Genomic DNA, 23,364 nt, shown 5'->3' with positions numbered 1-23,364 from the left:
GGGGCCCTCAGGGGCCGCTGACGTGCTCAAGGGGGCATTGCGCTCCTTCGGAGCGACAGGAGCTCATGGATCACCGCTATGAGGCCCTCTAGCGATGCCGGTTTTCTCAGCAACGCGTTCCAGAGAGGCTCCGTGGGCGCAGGCGGAACCGCGGCAGTGAGCATGACGACTGGGATGCGGGCCGTGGCCCCATTTGCCTTGAGACGCCGGCAAAAGGCAACCCCGTCGAGCACCGGCATCATCCAGTCAGTAACAATCAGATCCGGATGTTCAAGATCCGTCACGCGCACGGCGGCCGCCCCATTCAGGGCAAGCAGGACACGGTATCCTGCTGCTTCCAGCAGTACCTGCAGGGGAGCAAGAATTCTTGCGTCATCGTCAACCAGCAGGATCGTTTCCACATCCGTGGCCAGAACGGGGATAACTTTAAAGCGGCGCAAGTACCGCTCCCGGCGGCCAAGGCAGACTATCGGATTGTTGCCGTGTCCGGCCCGCTACATCTTTCTCCCCGCCCGCCAAAGCAGTCCGCCCACGTGAACCAGCGCGTCCCAGTCCTCTGCATTCATCGTTGCGTGCTCGCGCGCAAGGAACTCCGCCAGCCACTGCAGGCAATGGGTGGCCGCCGGCTGACAGGAAGACGCCTCAGCACCTGAGCGAAACTGTTCGAGGATCGCTTCCACGCCGAGATAGGGCCTATTCATGGCGATCTCCTTCCGATGCGTGCAACGCGCGGTGCGGCTCATCGCGAGCGTGCTTTTCCCCTTGATGACGTGAAGCGACTAGTGTTTGCGATGCATCCACCTCATATGATGTGAGTCCATCCATTGAATCATGCCCTCCCCTGGATGTTCGACTCTGTACCGACGGGCCAACGCAAACACGAGAACTGAGAGGACGACCAGACCCACTACAAAACCAATCATTGACTGTGACATGGAACTCTCCTGCCGGATCGCACGACCACTATCCGTAGTTCAATTGTAGGCGTCGCGGGGGGTATTTACACGGGCGCCCTTCTCCCGCTTTGGCGCCGGCAGCCCATACCCTGTCGACGGTCGCCGGACTCAGCGATCTCACGATCTCCCTTGCATCGCCAGGGTAATGAGCGCATGCTCAATACGGGCAATATGCTGCTGCCGACAGTTCGACATCCCCCACAGATTGCTCGATCGCTACGGCAGACATTCGATTCCGCCGCTCATGTGAATCCGTCCCGGAGAGTAGATTGAAAACAGGCGGCGTGGCACTCAGCTTTCCCAATCCCAGTCGAATCTACGACGCTTCCAGACGCTGCGTGTGCTTCTGGGGCTACGACAAAGCGCGCGAGATTGCCTTTCTGGTCGACAACGCGATGCTAATTAAGCTAAACCCCGAATTGCTTTCTGACGAGTCCTCTTTGCTCGCTACCTTCGACCGCAACCGGGACCGGATTCTGGAGCTGGCGCGAACCCTCTATAACGGCGGCCCACAGAACCGGTACACCATTTCGTGAGTAATGAGGCCATTGGAGCGGGAACCGTGGGAGCATCATCTACGGCGATTCAACACCAAGGATGTCCAGCACCGTAATTGCATTTGCCTGTGCAACCAGTGACGAAGCCTTTGCTGAACGCGTGTGCCGCGATTCCATGCGCGCCAGCACGCATGCAGGCATGGCTGGCACCATGCAGATGAACACCAGGTCCACTAACAAGCCAGCGACTACGCCCCGCCCTCCAGCCCCGGCCAAAACAGCTTGACGGTTCGGCATCTGGAGCGTAGGTTGATCGTATCGATGCCCAAACGCGCTTCATAGTCAATTGCGTGTGCCAGGGCCTTCTTCCGCCTTGCTTCGGCATTTCATTTTCACAAGGGCCAGTTCACGAGGCGCTGCCCAGCTGCACTGGTCTTCCTCCCCGCCTGATCGCGACAACACGCTTGTCGCCGTCCTGGACGTTTCTCAATGCCTGTGCGTAAGGACATCGCTTGCGCACAGTCTGCTCGCAGCAATTTTTCGGGGCAACGCGCGGCGGCTTGCGCTCACTGCGCGAGACCTGACGCTGCTGTGCGGGTCCGCTCCACACAGACCCAGCTTGTGAGCGGAGAGCCCTGCGCATCGCCAGAGCGGAAGGCCTGAACATGTTCTTCCACACGGGTACCACCGCCTTGAAAAATGAACACAACGCGACTCCGTACTACCTCGTGCTTCGCACTGACTGTCCACCGTATGTTCTGGATGTCGATCACCGCATCCTGCGTCGCGAAGCGAGCCAACTGCTGCGCGCGTTCGCGAAAGCCCGGGTAACGCCGACCTCGATCGCGGGCGACGCGTGGAATGACTTTTCCGGCTCGGAGTCCATTTCGCTTCCTGAACGCATGGATGTGCAGGCGTATGCGCTGGTGTGTGGCGCCGAGAGTGAACATCAACTCCGGTTGCTGGCGTCTCTCTGAACGCGACAGCGTACGTTGGTCTTGCCGAGTGCGAGCTGACGAGACACACCGAATCATTCATCCATGGAGCGTCCTATGTACCGAATGATCGAGTACCGCGGATTCGAAATCCACGTCGAACTCAGCCAGTCTGCACAAGACCTCTACGAAGCGACGTTTCAGATCAAGGGCGGCCACAACCTTCACATTGTGGGCGCGCGCGGCGGAAGAATTCCGCTTCACCATGGTCCCTATACACGGCGTTGGGCCTACCTCATTGCCGAGGTGGCGGGACAAGCCGCGGTCGACGTGCTGCTGGGCACGGTCGCCGCGGACTGCGACAGCTGACGGCATGTCAAAGCGATGAGGTACACGATGACAACGGGAAAGGCAGCTTCGAGAGCGAAACGAGTGGCAGGATGCCGGCGGCAGTATATGGCCGAGCTTGCGCGGGGAGGCTCGCATATTGCCAGTACGCTGTCGGCCGTTGGCGAGCACACCGCCATCACTGACGTGGTCAGCGATTTTCGGAAGCGATACGGCTGCGATGACCTCGCTGTGTTCCTCGAGCTATTGGCACAAGGACTCGATAATCGCCTCCGTGCAAGGGCGGCGACTATCGTCCGTCGTTTCAGCGCAGATACGAATCCGCTACCCGACCAGAAAAGATAAGCCCTTGGCGATCAACGCGCATTTCATCGACATCCCGCATCGGGCAATCAAGACCGCGTGTCCAGAAAGGGCCGCAACTTCTCGGCGCGGCTGGGTTCCCTCAGCGTGCGCATCGCCTTGCTCTCGATCTGGCGGATCCGCTCGCGAGTCACCGCAAACTGCTCGCCGACCTCTCCAAGCGTGCGCTCGGAGATCGTATCGAGTCCGAAACGCATCCGCAGGACCTTGGCCTCGCGCGGCGACAACCCGCTGAGCGCCTCATCGATTGCGGCACGCATGTTCGCGTGGATCGCCGCATCAGCCGGTGAACCCGCGGAGATATCCTCGATCATGTCACCGAGCGTCGTGTCGGCATCCTCGCCCATCGGGGTTTCAAGCGACACAGGTTGCCTTGCGATCCTGAGGATGCTGCGCACTTTTTCCTCGGACATCTCCATACGCTCGGCGAGCACGGCGGGATGCGCTTCCTGTCCCGTCTGCTGCAGGATTTCGCGCGAAATCCGGTTCAGCCTGTTGATCGCCTCGATCATGTGGACCGGCACACGAATGGTCCTCGCCTGATCGGCGAGTGCACGCGTGACAGCCTGCCGGACCCACCAGGTGGCATAGGTCGAAAACTTCCAGCCGCGCCGGTATTCGAACTTGTCCACGGCCTTCATCAGGCCGATATTGCCCTCCTGGATCAGATCCAGGAACGGCATGCCGCGGTTCACGTATTTCTTGGCGATGGAGATGACCAGCCGCAGATTCGCTTCGATCATCTCACGCTTGGCCTGCCGCATTTTCAACTCCGCGGCGCTCATCCTGCGGTTGATCTCCTTGAGCGGCTGGAGCGGCAACGAGACCCTGGCCTCGATGTCGGCGAGTTTCTGCTGCCCGGCCTGAATGGCCGGCAGATGTCGCTCGAGCGCCGCGCCGAACTGCCGCGAAGCCGCCGCCATGCGGCTGGTCCATTCAAGGTCGGTCTCGTGGCCCGGGAACGACTCGACAAACGACTCGCGTGGCATGCCGCAACGGTTGACGGCGATCTCCAGGATGCTGCGCTCGATCGCGCGAACCTCCGCAATCTGCTCGTGCACACTGGCACACAGCCGGTCGATGGCTTTGGCCGTAAAGCGGATCGGCGCCAGCTCGCGCTGGATTTCCGAGCGCACCCGCGCAACGGCTGCGCAACGTGCCTTGCTCGTAGCGGGGCTGGCCGGCAGCTGCGCGAGCAGCGCACGCACGCGCGCGAAAACCGCGAGACTGTCGCTGGTGAGTTGTTCGACGCGGGCCGTGTTTGCTGCCTCCGGATCCTCGGCCTGCGTTTGAACGTCGTCACCGTCCGGGTCATCGGCATCCGCGCAGGCTTGCTCCGCCGCTTCTTCCGCGTCCAGCATCATTTCGCTGTCGCTGTCGCTTTCGCTCACGTGGTCGCTGATGCCCGCGACCAGTTCGTCGATACGCAGTTCGCCGGCAACAATGCGGTCCACCTCGCCAAGCATGGCGGCCACGACCGACGGACATGCGGCGATCGCCTGAATCATGTCCTGCTGGCCGTGCTCGATGCGTTTCGCGATTTCGATTTCGCCGGCGCGGGTCAGCAGTTCTCTCGCGCCCATTTCGCGCATGTACATCCGGACCGGATCTGTCGTGCGGCCGAATTCGGAATCGACGGTCGACAGTGCTGCTTCCACTTCCTCTGCCGCCTGGTCGTCGGATGACACGGCGGGCACGGCGCCGCTCAGCAGCAGCGTCTCCGCGTCCGGCGCCTGCTCATACACGGCCACGCCCATGTCGCTGAACGTGCTGACGATCGTCTCCATCGCAGCCGTTTGCGTAAAGTCGTCGGCCAGGTGATCGTTGATGTCCACGTGCGTGAGATAACCGCGCTCGCGGCCCAGCGCGATCAGCGCGCGCATCTGGCGTTGACGCTCCTCGTCCTGCCGTGCCATCGACTCGACATCCAGCGGTATTTCGACGGCCCGGGGCTTTGCCTTGGGCGCGCGGCGGCTGGCCTTTGAATTAACCGCGACCACGCGGGGTGCTGAATCGTCGTGCAATGGATTTGCCAATACGTTCTCCTCAACAGGTTGGCCGACGATCGACGCAGGCGTGACGGCAGATCAAGCTGCCAGTCGGGGCGCGAACGCAATCGTGGAAGAACGCACGGACAATCGAGGGCGGGATGCCTCCGGCGGAATCCGGTGTGCGCAGATTGGGGAATCCTAAATGATACCAGAAAGTGTTGTGCGACGCAACATCCGACGGATACGGCCTGGTCACGTCATCAGATAGGGGCAACCGCAAGGCCACGCCCCCACGCGGGCACGTGCTTCCCGCTAGCGCTCGAACTCCGTCCCGCGCACGGCCTCGATCAGATAATCGACAAACGAGGCAATGCGCGCCGAAATCGCGGTATTGCGGTAGTAAACCGCATTGATCGGCTGCCGGACATCCTGAGTCTGGCGCGTGAACACCTGCACGAGCGCCCCCTCGCGCCGGTCGCGCGCCGTCATGAAGTCGGAAAGACACACGATGCCGGCGCCCGCCAGCGCGAGCTGCCGCAGCGTCTCGCCACTCGACGACCAGACGGCCGGGGCGATGCGATACGGCTCGTTGTCCGGCCCCGATAGCGGCCAGACATTGAGCGCCTCGGGCTGATTGAAGCCCAGCAATGCATGCTTCGCGAGGTCCTCCACGCGCCTGGGGTGCCCATGGGCTTCCAGATACGCGGGGCTCGCGAGAATGCGCACGCGGCTGCGGCCCACGGGCTTGCCGTGCAGCGTGGAGTCCTTCAGCGCGCCGATCCGGATGGCCACGTCCGTGCGCCGCTCGAGCAGATCGATGATCCCTTCGTTGCTATTGAGCTCCAGCTCGACCTGCGGATAGCGCTCGCGGTAACCCTGCACGAGGGGCACGATCACATGGAGCATGAACGGCGTGGCGGCATCCACGCGCAGCCGGCCCGATGGCCGCTCGCGGCGCGCGGCCATCTGCTCCTCCGCGCCCTCCACCGAAGCGATGATCGCCCGCGCGTCGTTCAGGAACGCCCGCCCCTCCTCGGTCAACTCCAGGCGGCGTGTCGTGCGGCGCAGGAGCGTGGTCTTGAGCTTGTCCTCAAGCCTTCCCAGAGTCCGGCTCGTGGCCGAAATCGTCAGGCCGAGTTGCTGCGCAGCGGCCGTGATGGAACCGCTGTCGACTACGCTCACAAAGGCCTGCAGCTCGTCTAACGTGACTTTCATTTTTGACTTCAAATCAAAACATATTCGTTTATAAGCCAGTTTTTAATCAAAAGTAAAGGGCGCACACTTCGTCCCGTCTTCTTCGAAGCCAGGACCGACGAGACGTCCGGCGAAATCGCCAGTGAAGTCCTTCCCCATTTACATCAAGACATGACGGAGCAAACAGCATGAGCCAGGCTCAATTATCGAAGCCGGATCAGTTGGATCAATCCGCTAGCGCGTGGCTTTCGTTGCTCGCGCTTGCCATGGGTGCATTCAGCATTGGCACTACTGAATTTTCGCCGATGGGGCTACTGCCCGTCATCGCCCAGGGCGTGCACGTCTCCATCCCGAGCGCCGGCATGCTGATCACCACCTACGCCATTGGCGTGATGGTCGGCGCGCCGCTGATGACGCTCGCCTTCTCGCGCTGGTCGCGCAGAACGGCGCTCATCGCGCTGATGAGCATCTTCACCATCGGCAACCTGCTCTCGGCCGTCTCGTCGAACTACACGACGCTGCTGCTCGCGCGCCTCGTCACGAGCCTCAATCACGGCGCGTTCTTCGGGCTGGGCTCGCTCGTCGCGGCGAGCGTCGTGCCCCGTCACAAGCAGGCCAGCGCGGTCGCCACCATGTTCATGGGCCTGACGATCGCGAACATTGGCGGCGTGCCCGCCGCGACGTGGCTCGGCCAGACAATCGGCTGGCGCATGTCGTTCGCCGCGACCGCGGCGCTCGGGGTCATCACCATGCTGATCCTGCGCGTGGCGCTGCCGAAGGGCGAAGCCGGGAAAGTGCCGCACGTGCGCGGCGAGTTGAAGGTGCTCACCCGCCCGGTGGTGTTGATGGCGATGGCCACGACCGTGCTCGGCGCCGGTGCGATGTTCACGCTCTACACCTATATCGCGCCGACACTCGAACACCTCGCCGGCGCGTCGCCCGCCTTCGTGACGGCCATGCTCGTGCTCGTGGGCGTGGGTTTCTCGATCGGCAACGTGGCGGGAGGACGGCTCGCGGACCGTTCGCTCAATGGCAGCCTGATCGTCTTCCTGGTCCTGCTCGTCGCCATCATGCTCACGTTCCCGCTGCTCGCGAAGAATCACATCGGCACCGCGATTGCCGTCGTGGTCTGGGGCATCGCCACCTTCGCCGTCGTGCCGCCCTTGCAGATGCGCGTGATGCGTGCCGCTTCGGAGGCCCCTGGGCTCGCCTCCTCGGTCAACGTGGGCGCCTTCAATCTCGGCAATGCCGTGGGTGCGGCGGCCGGCGGCGCGGCGATTTCAGCGGGCTTTAGCTATGCCGCGGTGCCCATTGTGGGCGCCATGATCGCCGCTTCGGGTCTCGCGCTCGTGTTCGTGCAGATGGCCATGCAGCGTCAGCAGTCCGAACGTGGCCCGGACCGTTCGGCACGCGATCTCCCGCCAACCAATATTTGATTTAAGTTCAATTGTATTTCGCATTTATCGCTGTTTTTCGCATAGATCGAAGTGGGCACAATGCCTCCATCGAGATCGCCTTTCCATCACTGCCCCGGAGAACATCATGAGCAACATGCCCGCATTCGGCCTCGGAACCTTCCGCCTGCAAGGCCAGGTCGTCATCGATTCCGTGCGCAATGGCCTGGAAGCCGGCTACCGCGCGATCGACACCGCACAGATCTACGGCAACGAAGCCGAAGTGGGCGAAGCGATCGCCGCCTCGGGCATCGCCCGCAAGGACCTGTTCCTGACCACGAAGATCTGGGTCGACAACTACTCGCGCAACAAGCTGATCCCCAGCCTCAAGGACAGCCTCAAGAAACTGCGCACCGACGAAGTCGACCTCACACTGGTCCACTGGCCCGCGCCCGACAACGGCGTCTCGCTCGAGGAATTCATGAGCGCGCTCGCCGAGGCGAAGTCGCAAGGCCTCACGAAGCAGATCGGCGTGTCGAACTTCAACATCGAGCTCACGAAGCAGGCGATCGCCGTGGTCGGCAAAGAGAACATCGCGACCAACCAGATCGAGCTGAGCCCGTATCTGCAAAGCCGCAAGCTCGTGGCCTTCCTCCAGCAGGAAGGCATTCACGTCACGTCGTACATGACCCTCGCCTACGGCAAGGTGCTCGGCGACCCGGTCATTTGCTCGATCGCTGAACGGCGCCAGGCGACGCCGGCCCAGGTGGCGCTCGCGTGGGCGCTGCGCCTTGGCTACTCGGTCATTCCTTCGTCGACGAAGCGCGAAAACCTCGCGAGCAACCTGCTCGCCCAGACGCTCCAACTGACCGACGAAGACATGGCCGATATCGCGGCGCTCGAACGCAATGGCCGCGAAGTGAGCCCCGAAGGTCTCGCCCCACAGTGGGATTGAAGCGGGACTGAAACCCCGAAGCCAAATCTGAACGTTCGCGGCGTGCGCGCCGCGAACCCGAACAGGAAATACAACGTGAAGCATGATCCGCTTTTCCAGCCCCTCAAACTCGGCGCACTGACGCTGCCCAACCGTATCGTGATGCCGCCGATGACGCGCTCGCGCGCGAGCCAGCCCGGCGACGAAGCCAACGCGCTGATGGCCGAGTACTACGCGCAACGCGCCGACGCCGGACTCATCGTGAGCGAAGGCACCTATGTCGCGCCGCTCGGCAAGGGCTACGCGTGGACGCCCGGCATTCACACAGCCGGCCAGATCGAGGGATGGCGCAAGGTGACGGATGCGGTTCATGCCAAAGGTGGCCGTATCTTCGCGCAGCTCTGGCACGTGGGCCGCCTGAGCCACACGAGCCTGATCGGCGGCCAGCAGCCGGTGTCGTCGTCGGCGCTTCAAGCCAAGGGCGTGAACGTGTTCATCGCCAGCGGCGACGACGGCGTTCCGGGCTTTGTTCAGGCCTCCGAACCGCGCGCGCTGACCGTCGACGAGATTCGCGAAATCGTGAACCAGTACCGCACGGCGGCAAGCAATGCGATCGAGGCCGGCTTCGACGGCGTCGAGCTGCATGCGGCGAACGGCTATCTCGTCAATCAGTTCATCGATTCCAACGCGAACACACGTACCGACGAATACGGCGGCTCGCTCGAAAACCGTCTGCGCTTTCTCGACGAAGTCACGCGCGCGCTGATCGAAGGCACGGGCGACGCGCAGCGCGTGGGCATCCGCCTCGCACCGCTCACCACCCTCAACGGTTGTGAAGACGCCGACCCGGAAACGGCCTATCTCGCGGCAGCCAAAAGGCTCGGCGAGATTGGCGTGGCCTATATTCATATCGCGGAAGCCGACTGGGACGACGCGCCTCACATGCCGCTCGAATTCAAGCGCAAGCTGCGCGCCGCCTATACCGGCGTGCTGATCTACGCGGGCCGCTACACGGGCGAGCGTGCGCGCAACGCCATCGACGCAGGCTGGGCCGATCTCATCGCGTTTGGCCGTCCGTTTGTCGCCAACCCCGACCTCGTGCAGCGTCTGCGCGCCGGTGCGCCGCTTGCGCAACACCAACGCGAGACGCTGTTCGGCGGCGGCGCGAAAGGCCTCACCGACTACCCTGTGCTCGACGGCGCCGCGGCTGCCGCCTGAACGGCGTGCATACGCACATCTGCGGTACCTCTGCATCTGCCGCAGATGCGCGGCACCTCTCAAGCTGGAACATTCAAAGGAACACTCATGCGTATCACCATTCCTTCGCGGATCGGTTTCGGAACCGCTCCGCTCGGCAACATGTATCGCAACATCCCTGAGCAAGAAGCCATTGCCACGGTTCAGGCCGCCTGGGATAGCGGCATTCGATACTTCGACGGCGCGCCGCTCTATGGCGCAGGCCTTGCGGAATTGCGCCTCGGCGAAGCGCTCTCACGCTATCCGCGCAACGAGTATGTCCTCGGCACCAAAGTGGGCCGCCTCATTCTGGACGAGGTCGAATCCACCACGGCGCGCGATCTGGGCGAAAAGGGCGGCCTGTTCGAACACGGGCTGCCGAACCGCATCGTCTACGACTATAGCGAAGACGGCACGCTGCGCTCGATCGAGGACAGCCTCAAGCGCTTGCGCACGGACTATCTCGACTATGTCTGGATTCATGATCCGGCGGTGGACTTTCACGGCGACGCATGGCGCGATGTATTCGACACGGCCATGTCAGGCGCGGCCAAGGCCCTCACGCGACTGCGCGAAGAAGGTGTCATCAAGGGATGGGGGCTCGGCGTGAACCGCGTCGAGCCGTGCGAACTCGCGCTCGATCGCGCCGACCCCGACGGCTTCCTGCTCGCCGGCCGCTATACGCTGCTCGACCACGCGAGCGCACTCGACAAGCTGATGCCTGCGGCGCAGCAGCGTGGGCTCGGAATTGTGGTTGGTGGTCCTTACAATTCTGGCGTGCTCGCCGGAGGCTCGTACTACGAATACCAGAAGGCGCCAGCAGAAATGCTCGCGCGCGTGGAGCGGATCAAGACGATCTGCGCGCGCTTCGGGGTGGATATCCGCGCGGTGGCGCTGGCGTTCTCGCTCGCGCATCCGGCGGTGGCCGGCATCATTCCCGGTGCGAGCCGCCCGGCGCGCATTACGGAGAATCTCGCGCTCGCCCATAGCCCCATTCCCGCCGCGCTGTGGGCCGAGCTGAAATCGGCAGGCGTCATCAGCCCGAACGCGCCGACGCCGCAGAAGTGAATCCCGGAGGCAATCGAACATGGCAAGCGTTAGCGTATCTGTCGATATGAAGGCTCCCGTAGAATCGGTCTGGGCGAGACTCCGTGATTTCAACGGCCTGCCTGGCTGGCTCGAATTCATCCGCTCCTCGCGCCTTTCGAACGGTGGCCGGCTGCGGCATGTGGAAACGATCGACGGCAAGATCATCGTCGAGGCACTGCTCGAGCATAGCGAGCCGCACACGTTCTATCGCTACTCGATCGTGGAAGGCCCCGATCCGGTGACCGATTACACGGCGACGCTCAGCGCGCGCCAACGCTCAGCGGGCGTCACGACCGTCACCTGGTCGAGCCGGTTCGAGCCCCTCGATGCGCAAAAGGCCGCGTCGCTCGTGGGGCATTACGATGTGCTGTATCGCACGGGGCTCGATCGACTCAAGACGCTCGTCGAGGAGGAAGCGTCCGCGCGCCAGTAGTTCATCCGCATCACGCCTGGCCCCGCAATCCGTCCACGGTAGTGCTGCTAGCGGCAAACCGGGCACGCCCGATCAACTTGGCCTGGCTATCGCCGACCTTAGTGCCGCGATCCGGTTACGAATTCTCGCGTTCTCCGCCTCCGGCAGAGCGTCTCCAACCCATCGCTGATAATTCGTCAACTCACGAAGACGTACGTCGGCGGAGCTATCGGTCCGATCGATAAACAGTGCGTCATGAGGCGACATTGCCCGCACAACAAACGCAGGCTGACTACTGCGCATCGGCAGGAACGTCTCCGAGTGAACGCCTTGCGTCATACTCAAAGGATGAAACTCCCCAATCATCAATCCCGCCTCCATAAAGGCGGGTTTGATCAAGGAGTGCGCCTCGTCAATGTATCTACCATACTGCTCCTCCTTGAGGCCCCGCACAAATAGGCACATCGAAAACAATTTCGAATTGCCTTGCATGGAGGCAAGCAGTCTGTAGTACGACGCCGGGATCTTCTTCAATACGCACAAAAAATCGTTAAATCGCAAATTATTTGCGTCCCACGCGCAGAAGACCAGAGAGTCTTCATTATGAACTGGCCTGGCAAAAGGGCACACTGCGCCACGGCGGCCCAGTTCAGCATGAGGCTCCATGATAAAGCCCTTAAGCCACGCGAGGCCCATATCAAAGATTCTTCGGGTTATCTCATCGGTCAAGGATTCGATTTCTGTCGACAGGCATGCCGAACGCTCTATTTTGATAATTTCCGGATCGAACACCGGGCGCAGAGATTCATACGCGTCATTATTGGTCGCCATGGTAAATAATCCACTCGTCGAGAAACAGGAACGCACGATGAGCCGGCAGTACGCATCAGTACGCGTCAGTACGCGGCAGGACACGTGCCACCCGGACGTGCATCCCCAGGCCGTCAGGTTGCGTCGCGCTACTGCCCGCCTTCGATGCGGAGATTGAGCTTTGTCGTATTCGGACAGCTATGAGCGGACTGCTTTGAACCTACGCGCGGCATAACGGGCTCGAGTCCAGATTTGCTGCATCAAGGGCCTCACCGCGGCTCGCGCCGAGCGCCCTCCCGCGCAAATACTCTTCGAAATGAGCCATGACAATTTCTCGCGCGCTGCGCGAGAACAGCGAGTGATCCACGTTCTCGAGTACCTTGACGGTTATATTCGTCAACTTGCCAAGTGCATTCCCGTTCCGCCCAAAACGGATCTCCAGTTCTTCAAGCCCCACATCGGACGAGCCGTAGACCAGCGACGTCTGCACACCCTTGCGCTCGAGGTCCATCAAGAGCCTGCGGATAGCGCCTGTAGAGGGGTTGACGCCCAATATGCCATCGAACGGCCTGCTGGCGAGTGATGTCAGGCGCACGGACCAGCGGCGCGCCAATTCCAGGGCGATCGCCCGTCCATTTGCCCGCCAGGTCAGCAGCCGGAGCCATTTGCGGGGACTGCGCACCGAGCGCCAATACACGCGGCTCGATTCGACACGCTGAGCATTCGGTTTCGTTTGGGGTCCGCTCCAGAAAAAAAACGGCAAGTTGATCGACATGCAGCCCACCACGCGAGGATGAGCCAAGGCTGCATGAATGCCGACGAATCCGCCTGAGCAAACGCCGAACGTCACCACGCCCTCATATCCAGCCGCCGTCAACCAATCCACGCCTGCGGCCGCGTCGGAGACCGAATGACGGGCATAGATGTCTTCAAGCGTCGTGGATGTTCCGCGTTGCAGGCTATCTCCCATACCCCGCATGTCCATGCGCAACGAGGCGATGCCTTGTCCCGCCAGCCTTCTCGCCATCAGCACGGCAAGCCTCGCGTCACCAACCCGATGAACGCCGCCGGTATTGACGATCAACACGGCAGGTGCATGATTTTTCGCGCGGTGCGGCCTGCAGAAAATGCCCGCATACTGGCCTTCCCCGAACACTACGGGCTTCTCGTGGCCTGCTGCAAAATCGATCTGGGCATCGGCGGCCGGCGGCAGCAATATCGGCGCAAATCTGCGCTGCGAGCTGGGCGGATAGCCAAGCCACTCGAGCACACTGTCGAAAGCCCGTCGCGGCGTCGCACTGGATCGTGAGTCAACCAGATATTTGTCGAATTCGGGAAAGATCTGGATGTCCGCGCTCGCCCCCTGCTCGCGGTAACGCTCCACCAGCTGGCGCGAAGGGGCACTGCTGCAAACGTCCTGCACCAGCACACGCCGCGCGGGGACACGCACGCGCCTCACAAGGTCGACGTCGGCTAGTTCGCCGAGTGTGTCGGCATACAACTGGAATCCAAATGCGCCCACCGATTGCGCATCGGTATCCGCTTGCGCCGCCGTCCGGCCGTTTGGAGTCTTGATCCAGCTCTCGTGCTGCAGGCGCAACTCCCGAATGTAGCGCTTGCCCGCGATGACCGGCGCCATCAAGACCAGGCTGTCCACATTTTCCAGTTCCTCCGCGGCGAGGACCGCGAGCAGCGCGCCAAGCCGCAAGCCACAAAGAATCAGGCGTGTCGCGCCCGTAGCCGCACGCAAGTATCGCGCCGCGGCCTTGATGCTTTCGACCCATGCGCGCAAGCGTTGCGGGTCTTCCTCGTAGCCTTGCGAATCACCCGCTCCCGGATAATCGAAGCGCAGCACCGCCGTGCCGTCCTCTGCCGCCAATCTTTCCGCAAATTCACGCCAGCCACGATGCGCGCAAAGCGCGTCGTAGCCGAAAGGGCTACACAGCACGACAGCCGTCGTGGCGCGGCTTCCTGCCGACAGGTGCAATGCCCCATAACAGCCATCGAAGGTAACGGGCCTCATTGCCGGCCTCATTGCTCGCTTCATTGCTGTCCTCCTTGATTTGACTATCGTTGTGCGGTCGCGAACGGCGCGCACTCCGTCCGGCCCTCCTGTGTCAGCGAAGCGAGCATGCCGGCGAGAGACTCGATGCTTTGAAACAGGTCGAACGTAATCAGCTCTGCCGGTATCTCTATGTCCAACGTCTCTTCAATCGCCAGCATCACGCGTATCGTGCCAAGTGAGGACAGTCCAGCGTCGTAGAGGTTGTCGGTGTCGCTCAAGGTTGCGACCGGCACGTCAAGGCATGCGGACTCCGAAATGATGCTGCGCAAAGCGGCTTGCATTGATTCCTCCCATAACCCGTGTGCATTTGGGTATGTCGTCCACGTGCTCATGCACGCAGATGGACCGCCATACTCTGCCCGGACCGCTCTACGGTTCGGTTGGCAATCGTGTCATTGACCAACTGTCCTGCTAGCGCCGTTCTGTCGATCTTCCCGTTCGCATTGCGCGGTAGCGAATCGACCACAACGAGGCGCTGCGGAACCGCATAAGGCGGCAAGTGCTGGCGGCACGCCTGCAGAACCCGAGTCGGCTCGACCCTGGTGCTCGCCACGAAGGCGACCAGTCCGGCGGCACGGCCCGCTTCGTCAACCGGCCACGGAATCACCGCGCACTGCGTGCCCTGGCTGCACGTTTGCACGACATTCTCGACTTCTTCCAGCTCAACCCGGTTTCCGCGAATCTTGACCTGCAGATCGAGGCGACCATGAAACACGAGTCCATGGGTCGCAGTTGTGCGCGCAACGTCGCGTGTTCGATACCAGCGGCGCGCGCGCCGGCCAGGATAGTCTTTTTCGACAAATCGGCTATTGACCGCTTCGTCTGGGATGAGATAGCCGTGCGCAATCTGGGGACCCGCAACCAGCAACTCCCCCCGCTCACCGGAGGCGACAGGTTCGAGCGCGGCATCGACAATCATCCATTCCACACCCGGCAAGGCCCCGCCCAGCGGCATCACGGCGTTGCGCGCGTCGTCAAGGAACGCCCGCTCCACCTCGAAGCAGGTGCAGGCGATGGTTGCCTCGGTCGGCCCATACATATGCAGGACCCGGCTGTTGGGCGCCGCGCGCATCCACGCAAGGGCCAGCGAACGCGTCAATGGCTCGCCTCCGAACATGGAAACACGAAGGCTAGGAAAGGCCCCGGGCGCCAGCTTGCGCATCTGCTGCATGAAGCCAGCCACTGAAGGCACGCTATTCCAGTGGGTAATCTGGTGACGCTTGATGAAATCTGCGTTGAACAGGGGATCGACGGTCTCCGGGATGTACAGGCAGCCGCCGTTCGCCCAGCAAACGAACATGTCATGCACGGACGGATCGAACACCAGTTCGCACAACTGGATATAACGCGCGTTAGCGTCCCCCACCTGCAACTGCAATTGGCCGTTTATATATGCGTTGGCGTTCGCATGTGTGATTGGCACCCCCTTCGGTGCGCCCGTCGATCCGGAGGTGAATAGCACGTAAGCAACATCGCCCATGGTGCCCCCGCGGTTCTCGTATGGTGCACCCGGCAGCGGCTGCAATTGGCTGGCGCAGGAAAGCTGATCGGCATCGCTTGCTTCTTCGCCAAGCAGAAAAATTTGCGGATGCGCCTCAAGGAGAGGGAGCACCTCATCAAGCATTCCAGCGCAATGGCGATCGACCAGCATCGACGCCGCACCGGACTGTTCGATAATGGCCGCGATCCGCGTCGCCGGCATCTTCGGGCTAAGCGGCACATAGGCCAACCCGGCGTCGAGGATGCCTAGCACACCCCAACAGGCTGCGGCGCTCCGATGCGCAAACAGCAGACAACGCCTCGCGTCGCCGGCTCGCTCGACCGCCGCCAAGCCGGAAGATACGTGTCGTGCCCGAGCCTCAATCTCCGCGTAGGTATAGGAACGCCCATCAACCCACAAAGCTGGACTGTGCGGTCGGTCCGCGGCCGAATCGAAGAAGAAGGCATGCAACATCTGGCACTCCGGTCGTTCTCGGGAAAATGGAACCCGCCGCAATCAAGGCACCGGCGGAACAAGCAACATGCCGCCCTTTTTCATCGACTGACCTGACAGACAACCTTCGCTGCCGACAACGGAACCGGCGAATTGCTTGCGACCAAGCATAGAGGACGTCAGCCCCATGCGAAAAGCATAGTCTTGTAACAAGGTGTGAGATAATTTTGTTTGGAATGCGAAGTTATTTCCGTTGCACTATGAACATGAATATTGGGGACCGCGGCGCGACACGCGCCAAACCCAATTCTTCCACGCTGACGACATTTCTTACATGCGACAAACGGAATGTTCCGTCGAGCACATCAAAGAGGTGTGGATCCGCGCTGTACGCGACCGGCATCTTGCTTTCAGGTACGCGAAGCGCCGGTGATCGACGGAAAATCGCTAGCCTCGCCAGCCTGTTCGATCCCTTTGGCTAGCCGATATTCGGTAATATTCGTCGGTATCCATGTTGCGGGAACCGCTGATCCGCACGATTAATTTTTCAATTTCTTTTCCATTTCGATCTCTTATTGTTGCTTCTGCAGGCGTCCGATCGCACGGCCAGCCCGCGCGCGTCCGAGGTGGACCCCGGAGGTGTCACGTCTGCGTGGGCGAACTGTCCGCACTCGCAAGATAAAGGCGGGTCATGAGTTTCCACTCGCGTAGCAGCTCATCGTTGAGGAGATCGTCTCCGTAAAGAATGGCCCTATGCAAAAGGGCCTCTCCGGATGACTCAATGACAAAAGCCGCGAGCCGCAGGTCCGGCCGGGGTATCGGCTCCCCGCATTGGCGAAGCGCGGTTTCGAGAAGGTCGGCAATAGCGAGAGAAACGCGTCGCAGGTGCTGTGTCTTGCTCACCCTGCCCATCTGATCGAGAAGGACGCGATGCAGGGCAAGATCTTTTGCATACGCGTCCACACTTGTATCGATCCACGCGTCGACCAATGACGCTATCCCCTTGCCCTCCACTTCCTTGAAAGCTCTGGCGTAGGTGTCAAGCAGGTTGTCACAATGGCGTTTGATCAGCTTCGCGACAAGCGCTTCCTTGCTGGTGAAGTATTCATAAAGCGAACCGACACTGACACCCGCTGCCTCGGCAATGCGAGTCGTGCTCGTGGCTTCGAAACCATCTCTTATCAGAAGCTGTTGCGCAGCCTCGAGAATGGCGTCAACAGTCATCAGGGACCGTCCTTGCCTTGGCCTGCGGCGCACGGCGATCTGTGCGTTCGCGCCAAATTTCCGACCTTTGACAGGCACCTCTTCCTCCTCGGCAACAATGCTCGCGACAGCCACCACCCGGCGTGACCTGCGCACTGTCGATTCTAGCCTTATGTATGTGCCCTGAAACTTCGGGACGAGGGATATCCGAGTAGATGTCCAGCAAGTCGCGCCGGCGCCCAGCAATAAAGGCGTCGTGGCGGACCGAAATCAGCGCGCCGAAATCCGAATAGAAGCACGAAAGCGCGCCGCCTATGATAGGGACGTAATCAAATTGCAACCTGGCGAGCGGTATGCTGCGCCGCATTAAATTACATTCACCTTACGTTTGGTGCATGAATAGACGGAGACAGCAGTCACATGGAACATGCCGATTCACAAAACCTGGCGTACTGGCCCGCGGATCAAAGCGAGCCTTTCCTGGAAATCAGCATTGGGGACGCGCTCACGAATGCGGCACAGCGCTGGGAAAACGAAGTCGCGCTGGTTGAGGGTGTCAGCCGGACCGACAGGCGTCGCTGGACTTATGGCGAGTTGCTAACGCAATCGCGTGCAGTGGCGGGCGCACTTCTAAGCCGCTTTCGCCCAGGAGAGCACGTCGCGCTGTGGGCATCGAACAGCCCGGAGTGGGTGCAGATCGAACTCGGTGCAGCACTCGCGGGTATTACGCTTGTCACCGTGAACCCGGCGTATCTCGCTTCGGAACTCAAGTACGTCCTCAAGCAATCACAGGCCAGCGGAATTATCGTAGAACCCGAGTATCGCGGAAGAAAACTCGCCGCTGTCGTGGAGGAAATCAAACCTGAATTGCCACTTTTGCGGGAAATCATTTCGCTGGAGAGTTGGGGAGATTTTGTCAATGGTTCATCAGAGCTCTCCACGTTGCCACGCGTGGAACCTGGCGCCATAGCCCAAATTCAATACACATCTGGCACCACAGGCTTTCCCAAGGGCGCGCTGCTAACCCATCGGGGGTTGGCAAACAACGGGCGAATCTATGCGCAAGTGATCGGTGCGCGTAAAGGCGACGTCTGGGTCAACCCGATGCCCCTGTTTCATACCGCCGGGTGCGGCCTCGTGACGTTGGGAGCGTTGCAGACGGGAGGAACTCATGTTCTTCCTCCGACCTTCGATCCCGCGTTGATGCTGGATATGATTGAATCGGAGCGCGGGACATTGATGTCCGCAGTTCCAACGATGCTCGTTCGTATTCTCGACCATCCAGAATTGGCAGACTTCGACCTGAGTTCCTGGAGACTCGCAACGCTCGGCGGCGCGCCTGTCCCGCCGGCGCTTGTACAGAGGATCGAGCATACCCTTCGCATCAAGGTAGGCATTGGATTCGGACAAACGGAAGCCTCGCCCTATATCACTCATACGCGCGAAAACGAGTCTCGAACGGGTTGGGCGTTGACGGTCGGGCGGCCCATGCCACAGGTCGAAGTCAAAGTGGCCAATCCACAAAGCGGCGAAACGGTGCCGGTCGGCACGGTGGGTGAAATCTGGACTCGCGGAAGTTGTGTAACCAGGGGTTACTTCGATAACGCGGAGGCCACGCGACAGGCGCTGACCGACGACGGCTGGCTTCGGACGGGCGATTTGGGCTCGATGGCAAGCGACGGTTATCTCACCATCCAGGGAAGAATGAAGGAGATGATTATTCGCGGTGGCGAAAACGTATACCCGCGCGAAATCGAAGAAGTTTTGCTTAGCCATCCAGCCGTTGCAGGGGCTTGCGTGGTCGGGTTGCCCGACGCCGAATGGGGTGAAATCATCGCTGCCTTTGTCCAGCTCAGAGCTGGACGAGCCGAAGGAGAAAGCGAGCTCACCAGCTTTTGTCGCACACGTCTCGCGTCATACAAAACGCCGAGGGTCTGGCGTTTCGTGGACGACTTCCCCCAGACTGCATCGGGGAAAGTCCAGAAATATGTTCTGCGTGAGCAGTTCCTCAAAGAGGCCCGTACAGACAAATCACTGGACAGCGCTCCGTGATTCTTCAGCTACCGCCCTGGTGATCGCGGCCTCTTGGGTCGGGCTATTGCAAACCTTTCCGGCATCGCAGGATACGTGCAAGACGCTGAATTTTCGCTATGAAATTATGGATTCGATCGCATTCTATTTTGATTTCGTCTCGCCCTACGCGTACCTCGCATCGAATGCGATTGAGGCTTTGGCAGACCGTCACGGTAAAAAACTCCATTGGTTACCATTCCGGCTTGGCGTTGCGGTGGTAAAGGTAATGGGCCTGAAGCCGCTGCTTGATACGCCGCTCAAGGGCCCTTATGCCCGTCATGACGCTTCGCGGATCGCAAAAGTCCTGGGAATGCCGCTTACCGACGACTTCTCCATGTTTGACCCTGTACCTGCTCAGCAGTTGATGTACACGCAACCGATTGAACAGCGACCGGTGCTGGCGAAAGCACTATTGAGTGCACGTTGGGCTGAGGGGCGTCACCTCGGTGACATGGATATCCTGTTCGATGTTGCCCGCAAGGCCGTGGGCATAGACAAGCAATGGTTCCGGGAAACCATTGAATCGAAAGAATCACGTCGCGCTGTCAACGAGGCGACCCAAGCCGCGGTCTCCCGGGGCGTGTTTGGTTCTCCGACATTCGCAGCAGGAAACGAACTCTTTTGGGGCGGGGACCGCATTTGGCTACTCGATCAGTACCTTTGCGCTGGGGCGCAGTATGTGCCAGCCGCGCTCACGCCTCTCACCCCGAACATTAACGGTAATGAAACTCAAAGGACATGAGGAGCCAGCATGAAGACCCGTATCACCGAGCTTTTCGGAATTCAATATCCCATCATCCAGGGAGGGATGCATTACGTCGGACTCGCGGAACTTGCCTCTGCGGTTTCCAACGCCGGCGGCTTGGGCATTATCACCGCCCTGACACAGAAGACGCCTGAGCTACTTGCAAAGGAAATTGCACGCTGCAGGGAGATGACCGATCAACCGTTTGGCGTGAACCTCACGTTCCTTCCGACGTTCTCGGCCCCTCCGTACCCTGAATACATCGATGCTATCAAACAGGGTGGCGTGCGCATCGTAGAAACCGCGGGGCGCAATCCAGAGCCCTACATGGCGAGCCTCAAAGACGCAGGCATCAAGGTGTTTCACAAGTGCACGTCAATACGGCACGCCCTTAAGGCACAGCAGATAGGATGTGATGCGGTCACCGTGGATGGCTTCGAATGCGGCGGTCATCCAGGCGAGGACGATATTCCGAATATGATCTTGCTGCCACGTGCTGCAGAAGAGTTAGCTATTCCAACTATTGCCTCGGGTGGCATGGCTAACGGGCGCAGTCTGGTGGCGGCACTTGCGCTGGGCTCCGAAGGCATCAGCATGGGCACCCGGTTTGTTGCTACGCAGGAAGCGCCGGTTCATGAGAATGTAAAAAGGGCGATTGTTAGCGCCACCGAGCTGGACACGCGGCTGATCATGCGCGGCCTGAGAAATACCGAGCGCGTGCTCAACAATGCAGGCGTGGAACGTCTTCTGGAGATCGAGCGCGAGAAGGGAAACGATCTTCGTATCGACGACATCATTGACCAGGTGGCCGGTGTTTATCCTAAAGTCATGCGCGACGGCTTGCTGGATTCCGGCGCGTGGAGCTGCGGCATGGTTGCAGGCTTGATTCATGATGTTCCCACCGTGAAGGCACTGATCGACGATATTATCGGCGAGGCCAAGACACTGATTGGGGCAAGACTCCGATCGATGCTCGATGCCACGAGCGTCGAGAAGCCAAAAATGGGCCTTCGACTGTAATGGCCAGGCCTGCGAGAGCCCTCAATAAGCAGCGCGATAGATAGTCAGTGCAGCGTGCTCGTCTAACGGTCGTGGGTTGTTCAGAAGGAGCCGCGTTTGCAGCATCGCATCGCTCGCGAGGCGCGGCAGATCGTCAGGCTCGATGCCCACTTCGCGTAATCGACGGGGAATGCCGGTCGCCTCAATCAAACGCTCGAAGCAGGTGATCAACGCTTCTGCGTTCGCATCGTCGTTTGCGTGGCGTGCGAGGTCGGGCACCACGATATCCGCAAGCTGCGCATAAAGATGCGCTGCAACGGGCGCGTTGAACCGCATGACGTGGGGCAGCACGAGCGCGTTCGACAGCCCATGCGGCACGTGAAAAATCCCGCCTATCGGGTAGGCAAGCGCATGCACGGCCGCCACCGGCGCATTCGCGAACGCTTGGCCCGCGTACATCGCGCCCAGCAACATCGCTTCACGCGCGGCCAGGTCTGTGCCGCGATCGCAAGCGGGTAGCAGATGCCGCGTGAGCAGCCTCAGCGCCTGCGTCGCCAGCAGGTCCGAAACCGGATTCTTCAGCCTCGCCGACGTAAAGGCCTCGATGGCGTGCACCATCGCGTCGATGCCCGTTGCCGCCGTGACGTGCCGCGGCAAGCCCACTGTGAGTTCTGCGTCCAGGATAGCAAGGTCGGCGACCAGTTGCGGCGAAACCACGCCCATCTTGGTCGTCGCGCCGGTCGTGACGATCGAGACCGCGGTCACCTCGGAGCCCGTACCCGCCGTGGTAGGCATCTGCACGAGCGGCAGCCTCATGCCGGTGACATTGCCGATGCCGTAGACCTCCGGCAGCTTCTGCGTGCCCGATGCGAGCACCGAGATGAGCTTGGCGACGTCCATCGACGAGCCGCCACCGAGTCCCAGCACGACTTCCACCTGCGCATGGCGCGCCTTCCCGGTTGCCTCCAGCACGACATGCTCGGGTGGATCGGCAACGACGTCGTCGACGATGGTCAGATCCCAGCCATGCTCCCGCAAACTCGAAAGCGCGGAGTCAAGCACGCCGCTACGATGCAGAAAGCCATCGGTCACGACACATATGCGCGTCTTCCCGGGAAACGACTGCGCGAGGAGTGCGCCGAGGCGGCGCGCAGCGCCCGACTCGACCACGATCGAAGGAACAGTACGAAAGCTGAATGGCTGCATTACGCGGTGATCTATAAAGGTGATCCGGGCGGGGTCACTCGATTTGTGGTCGGCTGCTACGGTGGGGCTTGATCGCTTACATGTTCGGATAGTTCGGCCCGCCGCCACCTTCGGGTGTGACCCAGACGATGTTTTGCGTCGGGTCCTTGATGTCACAGGTCTTGCAGTGCACGCAGTTTTGCGCGTTGATTTGCAGACGATCTTCGTTTGAATCGCTTTTCACGAATTCGTAAACGCCAGCCGGGCAGAATCGCGACTCGGGACCTGCGTAAGTTTTGAGGTTGATGCCGACCGGCACTGCTGCGTCTTTCAGCGTCAGATGCGCGGGCTGGTTCTCTTCGTGGTTCGTATTGGAAATGAACACCGAGGAGAGACGGTCGAACGTGAGCTTGCCATCGGGCTTCGGGTATTCGATTGGCTTGCACTGCGACGCCGGCTTGAGCATCTCGTGGTCGCGATGCTGGTGATGCAGCGTCCAGGGCACCGCCGCCCAGCAGCTTCTGCTCGATGCCCACCATCAGCGTGCCCAGGTACAGGCCCTTGCTCATCCACTGCTTGAAGTTACGCGCCTTGTAGAGTTCCGTGTGCAGCCACGACTGCTTGAACGCTTCCGGGTACGCGATGAGTTCGTCACTCTGGCGGCCAGCCTGCACCGCATCGAATGCCGCTTCGGCGGCCAGCATGCCGGCCTTGATCGCCGCGTGGCTGCCCTTGATGCGTGCCGCGTTCAGGAAGCCTGCATTGTCACCAACGAGTGCGCCGCCCGGGAACACGAGCTTCGGCAGCGACAACAGCCCGCCCGCCGTCATCGCGCGCGCGCCGTACGACACGCGCTTGCCGCCTTCCAGGTACTTGCGGATCACCGGATGCGTCTTGTAGCGCTGGAATTCTTCGAACGGCGAAAGATACGGATTCTGGTACGCAAGGCCGACGACGAGACCCACCATCACCTGGTTGTTTTCAGTGTGATAGAGGAACGAA

At 60.9% G+C, this 23,364-nt stretch carries 22 protein-coding genes and 1 pseudogene; 12 read left to right on the top strand and 11 right to left on the bottom strand.

The window, feature by feature from the left end; all coding sequences use genetic code 11:
* Positions 1–26: 26 nt before the first annotated feature.
* Both EYW47_RS25700 and EYW47_RS25695 read right to left on the bottom strand, forming a co-directional pair.
* Positions 27–440, bottom strand: coding sequence for a response regulator transcription factor (locus EYW47_RS25700; protein ID WP_240763918.1), 414 nt, complete (start codon positions 438–440; stop codon positions 27–29).
* Between the two features lie 54 nt (positions 441–494).
* Positions 495–701: a hypothetical protein gene (locus EYW47_RS25695; protein ID WP_133197649.1), complete on the bottom strand. Its 207-nt coding sequence runs from the start codon at positions 699–701 to the stop codon at positions 495–497.
* Positions 702–1,240: 539 nt separating this feature from the next.
* Here EYW47_RS25695 and EYW47_RS25690 point away from each other — a divergent pair.
* The 3 genes from EYW47_RS25690 to EYW47_RS25680 all read left to right on the top strand — a co-directional run bounded on the left by EYW47_RS25690 (position 1,241) and on the right by EYW47_RS25680 (position 2,757).
* A complete protein-coding gene (locus tag EYW47_RS25690) occupies positions 1,241–1,492 on the top strand; it encodes a DUF1488 family protein (protein WP_133197719.1) in 252 nt (83 codons plus the stop codon).
* Positions 1,493–2,118: 626 nt separating this feature from the next.
* Positions 2,119–2,430, top strand: a complete 312-nt coding sequence (locus tag EYW47_RS25685; RefSeq protein WP_240763917.1) for a hypothetical protein — start codon at positions 2,119–2,121, stop codon at positions 2,428–2,430.
* A gap of 75 nt (positions 2,431–2,505) precedes the next feature.
* Entirely contained in the window at positions 2,506–2,757 is a 252-nt protein-coding gene (locus EYW47_RS25680; RefSeq protein WP_133197648.1) for a hypothetical protein, read from the top strand.
* A gap of 371 nt (positions 2,758–3,128) precedes the next feature.
* Here EYW47_RS25680 and rpoD read toward each other — a convergent pair whose 3' ends face one another.
* Entirely contained in the window at positions 3,129–4,982 is a 1,854-nt protein-coding gene (rpoD, locus tag EYW47_RS25670; protein ID WP_240763924.1) for an RNA polymerase sigma factor RpoD, read from the bottom strand.
* Here rpoD and EYW47_RS42055 point away from each other — a divergent pair.
* Positions 4,896–5,084 carry a hypothetical protein gene (locus tag EYW47_RS42055; RefSeq protein WP_240763927.1) on the top strand — a complete coding sequence of 63 codons (189 nt, stop codon included), beginning with the start codon at positions 4,896–4,898 and terminating at the stop codon, positions 5,082–5,084. The two genes, rpoD and EYW47_RS42055, sit on opposite strands and share 87 nt — an antisense overlap.
* A gap of 318 nt (positions 5,085–5,402) precedes the next feature.
* On the opposite strand, the gene EYW47_RS25665 is transcribed toward EYW47_RS42055, so the two are convergent.
* Positions 5,403–6,305 carry a LysR family transcriptional regulator gene (locus EYW47_RS25665; protein WP_133197646.1) on the bottom strand — a complete coding sequence of 301 codons (903 nt, stop codon included), beginning with the start codon at positions 6,303–6,305 and terminating at the stop codon, positions 5,403–5,405.
* 167 nt (positions 6,306–6,472) lie between these two features.
* On the opposite strand from EYW47_RS25665, the gene EYW47_RS25660 reads away from it, so the two are divergent.
* The 5 genes from EYW47_RS25660 to EYW47_RS25640 all read left to right on the top strand — a co-directional run bounded on the left by EYW47_RS25660 (position 6,473) and on the right by EYW47_RS25640 (position 11,370).
* Positions 6,473–7,720: an MFS transporter gene (locus EYW47_RS25660; RefSeq protein ID WP_133197645.1), complete on the top strand. Its 1,248-nt coding sequence runs from the start codon at positions 6,473–6,475 to the stop codon at positions 7,718–7,720.
* Positions 7,721–7,826: 106 nt separating this feature from the next.
* Positions 7,827–8,633: a 2,5-didehydrogluconate reductase DkgB gene (gene dkgB, locus EYW47_RS25655; protein ID WP_133197644.1), complete on the top strand. Its 807-nt coding sequence runs from the start codon at positions 7,827–7,829 to the stop codon at positions 8,631–8,633.
* 75 nt (positions 8,634–8,708) lie between these two features.
* Complete coding sequence (locus EYW47_RS25650) at positions 8,709–9,830, top strand: alkene reductase (protein WP_133197643.1); 1,122 nt, start codon at positions 8,709–8,711, stop codon at positions 9,828–9,830.
* A gap of 87 nt (positions 9,831–9,917) precedes the next feature.
* On the top strand, positions 9,918–10,916 hold the full coding sequence (locus tag EYW47_RS25645) for an aldo/keto reductase (protein ID WP_133197642.1): 999 nt from the start codon (positions 9,918–9,920) through the stop codon (positions 10,914–10,916).
* Between the two features lie 19 nt (positions 10,917–10,935).
* The gene (locus tag EYW47_RS25640) at positions 10,936–11,370 is read left to right on the top strand and encodes an SRPBCC family protein (RefSeq protein WP_133197641.1); all 435 of its coding nucleotides are present in this window, start codon (positions 10,936–10,938) and stop codon (positions 11,368–11,370) included.
* Between the two features lie 72 nt (positions 11,371–11,442).
* On the opposite strand, the gene EYW47_RS25635 is transcribed toward EYW47_RS25640, so the two are convergent.
* The 5 genes from EYW47_RS25635 to EYW47_RS25615 form a co-directional block, all read right to left on the bottom strand.
* Positions 11,443–12,180 carry a DUF6875 domain-containing protein gene (locus EYW47_RS25635; protein WP_133197640.1) on the bottom strand — a complete coding sequence of 246 codons (738 nt, stop codon included), beginning with the start codon at positions 12,178–12,180 and terminating at the stop codon, positions 11,443–11,445.
* Positions 12,181–12,379: 199 nt separating this feature from the next.
* Complete coding sequence (locus tag EYW47_RS25630; RefSeq protein ID WP_240763915.1) at positions 12,380–14,206, bottom strand: alpha/beta hydrolase; 1,827 nt, start codon at positions 14,204–14,206, stop codon at positions 12,380–12,382.
* A 20-nt stretch (positions 14,207–14,226) separates the two neighbouring features.
* The gene (locus EYW47_RS25625) at positions 14,227–14,505 is read right to left on the bottom strand and encodes an acyl carrier protein (protein WP_133197639.1); all 279 of its coding nucleotides are present in this window, start codon (positions 14,503–14,505) and stop codon (positions 14,227–14,229) included.
* A gap of 47 nt (positions 14,506–14,552) precedes the next feature.
* Positions 14,553–16,178, bottom strand: coding sequence for an amino acid adenylation domain-containing protein (locus tag EYW47_RS25620; protein WP_133197638.1), 1,626 nt, complete (start codon positions 16,176–16,178; stop codon positions 14,553–14,555).
* Positions 16,179–16,799: 621 nt separating this feature from the next.
* Positions 16,800–17,381, bottom strand: coding sequence for a TetR/AcrR family transcriptional regulator (locus EYW47_RS25615; protein ID WP_133197637.1), 582 nt, complete (start codon positions 17,379–17,381; stop codon positions 16,800–16,802).
* A gap of 399 nt (positions 17,382–17,780) precedes the next feature.
* Between EYW47_RS25615 and EYW47_RS25610 the strand changes: the two genes are divergently transcribed.
* Genes EYW47_RS25610 through EYW47_RS25600 form a run of 3 tightly spaced genes read left to right on the top strand, consistent with a single transcriptional unit; the run spans position 17,781 to position 21,198 of the window.
* Entirely contained in the window at positions 17,781–19,412 is a 1,632-nt protein-coding gene (locus EYW47_RS25610) for an AMP-binding protein (protein WP_133197636.1), read from the top strand.
* Between the two features lie 19 nt (positions 19,413–19,431).
* The gene (locus tag EYW47_RS25605; protein ID WP_165976674.1) at positions 19,432–20,175 is read left to right on the top strand and encodes a 2-hydroxychromene-2-carboxylate isomerase; all 744 of its coding nucleotides are present in this window, start codon (positions 19,432–19,434) and stop codon (positions 20,173–20,175) included.
* A gap of 9 nt (positions 20,176–20,184) precedes the next feature.
* Positions 20,185–21,198 (top strand): NAD(P)H-dependent flavin oxidoreductase, encoded by a 1,014-nt coding sequence (locus EYW47_RS25600; protein WP_133197634.1) that lies wholly within the window; start codon positions 20,185–20,187, stop codon positions 21,196–21,198.
* A gap of 21 nt (positions 21,199–21,219) precedes the next feature.
* Here the strand turns inward: EYW47_RS25600 and EYW47_RS25595 are convergent, their stop codons facing one another.
* Positions 21,220–22,383: an iron-containing alcohol dehydrogenase gene (locus EYW47_RS25595; protein WP_133197633.1), complete on the bottom strand. Its 1,164-nt coding sequence runs from the start codon at positions 22,381–22,383 to the stop codon at positions 21,220–21,222.
* A gap of 76 nt (positions 22,384–22,459) precedes the next feature.
* A pseudogene (locus tag EYW47_RS42050) lies at positions 22,460–23,364 on the bottom strand (electron transfer flavoprotein-ubiquinone oxidoreductase); the annotation flags it as partial.

It is taken from the genome of Paraburkholderia silviterrae (genome assembly GCF_004353915.1).
In the GTDB taxonomy this organism is placed as follows: Bacteria; Pseudomonadota; Gammaproteobacteria; order Burkholderiales; family Burkholderiaceae; genus Paraburkholderia; species Paraburkholderia silviterrae.
This window is presented reverse-complemented; position numbering and strand designations above follow the sequence as displayed.